The sequence below is a fragment of the Tychonema sp. LEGE 07196 genome (assembly GCF_963890365.1).
Lineage (GTDB): Bacteria > Cyanobacteriota > Cyanobacteriia > Cyanobacteriales > Microcoleaceae > Microcoleus.
Genome location: NZ_CAWPRX010000158.1, coordinates 1 through 5,805, shown reverse-complemented (window position 1 = coordinate 5,805; position 5,805 = coordinate 1). Strand labels below are relative to the sequence as shown.

Below are 5,805 nucleotides of genomic sequence, written 5' to 3'. Positions count from 1 at the left end.
ATCTAGCGCTACTTTATGAAACTGGTATTACTCTTAATACCTAGTAACCTTCCCTACCAACTTAACAATATTTTTCTCAAAAATAGCTAGATTTTGAATTCAAAGTCTAGTACATTGTCTTTTTCCTATATAATATGAACATCTATTCATACTATCAGGCGTAAGCAAAAGCCCAGGAAACACTATGCAAAAAGCAAAATCGAGCGATTCCGGCTGCTGTGGTCACGACGACCACGACGAACACAGCCATGAGAATCATAACCACGGACACGACCACGGACACGACCACGGACACGGACACGACCACGGGAACGGAGATTTCAACCTCAAGCAAGAATTGATTCCTGTGATCTTGGTCGTTGTACTATTTGTCGGCGGTCTAATTTTTGAAGAAAAACTGCACAACACGCCCTATTCTATAGCTGAATATCTGGTTTTCATCCCCGCCTATCTTTTAAGCGGATGGAATGTTTTAACCAGCGCCGGCCGCAACATTCTGCGAGGTCGAGTGTTTGATGAAAATTTCTTGATGACTGTAGCAACCCTGGGGGCTCTAGCCATTCATAAATTGCCTGAAGCTGTCGGGGTGATGTTGTTCTTCAAAATCGGAGAACTTTTTCAAGAATTTGCGATCGGGCGATCGCGTCAATCAATTCGATCGCTTTTAGAAATTCGCCCAGACAGCGCCAACCTCAAGCAAAATGGCGACATCAAAAAAGTTTCGCCCGAAACCGTCACCGTCGGCGATATCATCCTAGTCAAACCGGGAGAAAAAATTCCCTTAGACGGCGAAATTATCGACGGAAACTCTCAGATTGACACCTCAGCACTAACCGGAGAATCAGTACCTCGAACCGTGAAAGTTGGAGAAACAGTTTTAGCAGGAACAATTAACCAGACAGGAGTTATCACCGTCAAAGTTACCAAACTATTCGGCGAATCTTCAATCTCCCGAATTCTGGAATTAGTAGAAAACGCCAGAAGCAAAAAAGCTGAAACTGAGAAATTTATCAGCAAATTTGCCAGTTACTACACGCCGTTTGTAGTATTTGCATCCCTAGCAGTGGCTTTAATTCCGCCTTTGTTCATTTCAGGGGCAACTAATGCAGACAGATTTTTGTGGGTTTACCGCGCCCTAGTCTTGTTAGTTATTTCCTGTCCTTGCGGATTGGTGATTAGCATTCCTCTGGGATACTTCGGGGGAATTGGTGGTGCAGCAAAGCGCGGTATTTTGGTGAAAGGCTCGACTTTTTTAGATACGCTGACAGCAGTCAAGACAGTTGTTTTGGACAAAACAGGAACTCTGACAAAAGGAGTTTTTAAAGTAGCACAAATTGTGCCTCAGAATGGTTTTTCACAATCTGAGTTAATGGAAATAGCCGCAAAAGTCGAATCTCAATCTAATCACCCAGTTGCGAAATCTATTCTGGAAGCTTACGGCGGAAAAATAGATTCCTCGGAGGTTACAGATTACGAAGAAATAGCGGGACACGGCATCCGAGCTCAAGTAAACAATCAAATTGTGCTTGCTGGAAATGACCGTTTGCTGCACCGAGAAAACATTGCTCACGATGTCTGCAATGCTGAAGGTACGATCGTGCATTTAGCAGTAGACAACCGCTACGCTGGGTATATTTTGATTGCTGACGAGCTGAAGGAAGACGCAGTACAGGCGATTCGCGACCTCAAGAAACAGGGTGTAGAGCGCATCGTGATGCTGACGGGAGATAATCAAGCTGTAGCCGATAGTGTTGCGAAAAAGCTCGGTTTAGATTCCTATTTAGCTGAGTTATTGCCCGAAGGAAAAGTTGAGGCGATCGAAAAATTGATCGCCCAATCTAAAAAAGGCGACAAAATTGTCTTTGTCGGGGATGGAATTAATGATGCACCAGTGCTTGCTAGGGCTGATGTGGGCATAGCGATGGGGGGTTTGGGTTCGGATGCGGCGATCGAAACTGCTGACATTGTGATTATGGCAGATGCACCGTCAAAGGTGGCGCAAGCCATCCAAATTGCCCGGAAAACTCACAATATTGTTTGGCAAAATATCATTTTTGCGATGTCAGTTAAAGCGATATTTATTGCTTTGGGTGCTTTTGGTTTGGCTACTATGTGGGAGGCAGTTTTTGCCGATGTTGGGGTCGCTTTAGCTGCGATTTTCAATGCTACTAGAGTGTTGAAATAGAGTTTTTTGAAGTAAGCATTGCCTACCTTACACACAATTGAAACATACATTCTGAGGTCAAAAATATTATGCTTCGTCAACGTTCTATGCCTTGGATTCACCGCTCTTCCCGTCCGATTATGGCAGGAATTGCCTCGATAGGGGCTGTGATTACTGCCTATCTAACAGCAGTAAAGTTATCCAACGGAACGGCAGTTTGTCCGATCGCAGGCTGCGACATCGTGCTTTCGAGTCCCTATGCCTATGTCTTTGGCTTGCCTCTTTCTTTGTTCGGTTTTTTGGGCTATTTGAGCATGATAGTTTTTGCCGTAGCTCCCCTACTTGTTAATCCCACAGAAAAGAAGAGTCTCCGCTCTAAATTAGAGTCTTGGACGGGAATATTTCTGTTTGCTGGCGGCACAGCAATGACGATTTTTAGCGGCTATCTGATGTATGTACTGGCTGTTGATATCAAAGCAGCTTGTATTTACTGTATTGCATCTGCTTTGTTTGCAGTTAGCTTGTTTGTCTTAGCATTAATTGGTCGCGAATGGGATGATATCGGACAACTATTTTTTATAGGAATTCTGGTATCAATGTTAGTGCTGATTTCTTCTTTGGCTCTTTATGCCGATGTGAATAATCTCGGTACTGCCAAGGAGACGAGCATGAATACTACAACATCTTCCGGTACTTCGGAAATTGCTTTAGCGCAGCATTTAAAAAAAGTGGGAGCTAAAATGTACGGATCTTATACCTGCTCTCACTGTCAAGCGCAGAAGGAAAGTTTTGGCAAAGAGGCGGCTCGAATTATTAATTATATCGAGTGCAATCCTCAAGGTAAAAATGCTCGGCGCGATCTTTGCGAAGCTGCCAAGATTCAGGGGACTCCCACTTGGGAAATTAACGGTAAGTTTTACCAAGGGCAAAAATCGTTGCAGGAGTTAGCGGATTTATCTGGCTATCAGGGAACTCGCGAATTTAAAAATCCCTGAAATTAGGAATGTTGACAAGAGTGATTTTGGGCGATCGACCTTATCGCAGTCGATCGCCCGCACCTCATATCAATTCCGGTTGCACTCAGACATGATGTTAACTGTTAACGGTTAACAGTCAACTGTTAACGGTTAACATTTGAATTTACTATTCCGATGAAGAGAGGATTTGATATCGCTGTGAATCGATCGGACTTGATATGAGGCTCAATCAAACTACAAAAATAAAACCCGCACTGGCGGGTTTTATCTGAAAGTTAATTGTGAATGACTGCCAATTTGAACTATTTCTTGACAGCAGGAGCCTCGTTAGCAGCAACGGGACGAGTTGACGAAGCGGTAGTTTTCAAAAGTGCGATCGCCTGCGCGTAAACAGGATCGTCCTTAGTCGCAACCAACATCGGTTTGTTAGCTAATTTCAGCTTTTCTGCGTCGCTGACTTCGACTTTGACATCGGGAGTAACGCCCTTGTGGCTGATATCAGTACCGTTGGGAGTATAGTAGTGAGCGATCGTCACCGCCAATCCCGAACCGTCAGACAAAGAATGCACCGACTGCACCAAAGCTTTGCCAAAAGTTTGAGTGCCCATCACAGTTGCGCGCTTGTTGTCCTTGAGAGCACCGGCCAAAATCTCGCTGGCGCTGGCGGAGTTGTCATCCACGAGCACCACCAAAGGCTTGTCAGTGATCGCAGTGCGGTTTGTCCGCATTTCCTGAGAATCGCCCACCCGATCGACTGTACGGACGATCGCCCCAGTATTCATCCACATCCGGGCAATATCGATGCTCACCCGCAGCAAACCGCCGGGATTCCCCCGCAAATCCAACACAAAAGCATCAGCTTTTTGAGCCGAGAGCTTTTTAATCGCCGCCTCCATTTGTTCGCCCGCGTGGGAACTAAACTCTTGCAAGCGGATGTAACCAACTTTCTCGCCCCCCTCATTCTTGAGGCTGTAGCGAACCGCAGCTACCTCAATTCTCGCCCTAGTCAGAGTGATATCAAACTCGCTTTTGCCCGGACGAGCCATCCGCAGGGAGACTTTCGTGCCTTCGGAGCCCCGAATTATCTGAGCCGCATCCGAGACAGTCATATCCTTGGTAGTTTTGCCATCAATAGCCAAAATCGTATCGCCCGCTTGAATCCCTGCTTTTAGGGCCGGGGAATTTTCCATCGGTTCGACTACCGTAATCGCTTTCGTTTTCTCGTCTTGTTCCAGCCTCATCCCCACCCCTGTCAGTTCCCCAGAGGTTTGATTCGTCAGCGCTTCGTACTGCTTCGGATCCATGAAGCGCGTGTAGGGGTCGTTTAATTTCTCTAGGGCTTTGCGGAGGGCGGTATAGGCTGCTTCGCGAGAGGTATAATTTTTGCTCAGCAAGTCGTTCCGGGCCAGTTGCCAGTCAGTCTTGTTAAAACTGCCATCGACGTATTCTCGGTTCACAATTTGCCAAGCTTCGTCTAAGACTGCTTTGGGGCTATCTTGAAGCTCGGCGCGGACTGATTGACTCAGGCCAGGAACGAGTAAAGATATCGAAGCGGTTGTGGCCATCGCCCCAGTGAACAGGGCTGCCTGTAACATAGAAAAGCGTTTGCGGGCTTGATTCATTGAATTTTGGCTCAATTCGATTTTAGATTTTTGATTTGAGATTTTATATTGCTAAAAAATCTCAAACTACTATTTAAACTATTGTGTGGAGGCTCCACCATCCCTTTGGATAGTTTAACGAGATTCATCGCCGATCGCCAACCAATAATTACTCTATTTTAATAAACTTAATTTTAAACTTGGATTTGAAGGTGCCGTGGAAGCTAAAATCGAACAATTTTCGCGTAAGTGGTTGAGCCTGCTCATTAATGTAGCGATCGGCTCTGCAGCGCTGGCTGGAGTGATTACCATGCAGTCGAACGGGCAATTGGGAGGAATGCCCGCAGCTAGCGTTCAGGGGCAGAAGCCTGTCTCTGCAATGTCTGCCGCCGATTTCAAGCAAGCCTCCCAGCAAGAAGCCCTGCGGCTGAAAATGCTCAAAACACTTCCTAGTTTTGGGTTTGACAATTTAATGGCCGACTGGACATTTCTGAAATTTTTGCAGTATTTTGGCGACGATGAAGCCCGATACGTGACGGGCTACAATCTCAGCGAAGATTATTTTGACATAATTACGCGGCGCGACCCCAAGTGGGCTGACATCTACCTGTTTTTGTCCACAGCCGTTTCTTTTTATCAGGGAAAGCCGGAAACTGCTATTAAGTTGATAGAGCGCGGTACAAATGCCCTTTCGCGGCAAAATCATCCCCAAGCGTGGATTGTGTGGCGAACCAAAGGTATTGATGAGTTGCTATTGTTGGGCGATATTCCCGACTCAATTCACTCTCACGAAATGGCCGCTGATTGGGTAGAAAACACAGCCGACGGCCCGAAATTAGCGCCCATTTTTCGAGCCACTGCTGACTATTTGCGCCGAGATCCCGATAGCGTGCCGGTGCGGTTTACTGCTTGGAGTACGGTTTATTATCAAACAACTGATAAGTTGGTGCGGCAAAGGGCGAAGCAAGCTCTTGTTAAGTTGGGAGCTCAGGTAAAAAAAGATAAAGATGGAAACGAGAGTTTTATTTTGCCGCCCAGAAAGTAGTTGATTGTTGACTAGAAC

Annotated in this window: 4 protein-coding genes; 3 read left to right on the top strand and 1 reads right to left on the bottom strand. The window is 46.0% G+C overall.

What is annotated here, in order from left to right; translation table 11 throughout:
- Nucleotides 1–184 precede the first annotated feature (184 nt).
- Both AACV78_RS18415 and AACV78_RS18410 read left to right on the top strand, forming a co-directional pair.
- Complete coding sequence (locus tag AACV78_RS18415; RefSeq protein ID WP_194012985.1) at nucleotides 185–2,185, top strand: heavy metal translocating P-type ATPase; 2,001 nt, start codon at nucleotides 185–187, stop codon at nucleotides 2,183–2,185.
- 68 nt (nucleotides 2,186–2,253) lie between these two features.
- A complete protein-coding gene (locus AACV78_RS18410) occupies nucleotides 2,254–3,159 on the top strand; it encodes a vitamin K epoxide reductase family protein (RefSeq protein WP_194012986.1) in 906 nt (301 codons plus the stop codon).
- 284 nt (nucleotides 3,160–3,443) lie between these two features.
- Here AACV78_RS18410 and ctpB read toward each other — a convergent pair whose 3' ends face one another.
- On the bottom strand, nucleotides 3,444–4,763 hold the full coding sequence (gene ctpB / locus AACV78_RS18405; protein WP_194012987.1) for a carboxyl-terminal processing protease CtpB: 1,320 nt from the start codon (nucleotides 4,761–4,763) through the stop codon (nucleotides 3,444–3,446).
- 196 nt (nucleotides 4,764–4,959) lie between these two features.
- Between ctpB and AACV78_RS18400 the strand changes: the two genes are divergently transcribed.
- A complete protein-coding gene (locus AACV78_RS18400) occupies nucleotides 4,960–5,787 on the top strand; it encodes a hypothetical protein (protein WP_194012988.1) in 828 nt (275 codons plus the stop codon).
- Nucleotides 5,788–5,805 lie beyond the last annotated feature (18 nt).

Excerpts from the sequence above, each read along its gene's own strand:
- AACV78_RS18415 (WP_194012985.1), top strand. The coding sequence starts at position 185 with ATGCAAAAAGCAAAATCGAGCGATTCCGGCTGCTGTGGTCACGACGAC.
- AACV78_RS18410 (WP_194012986.1), top strand. The coding sequence starts at position 2,254 with ATGCTTCGTCAACGTTCTATGCCTTGGATTCACCGCTCTTCCCGTCCG.
- ctpB (WP_194012987.1), bottom strand. The coding sequence starts at position 4,763 with ATGAATCAAGCCCGCAAACGCTTTTCTATGTTACAGGCAGCCCTGTTC.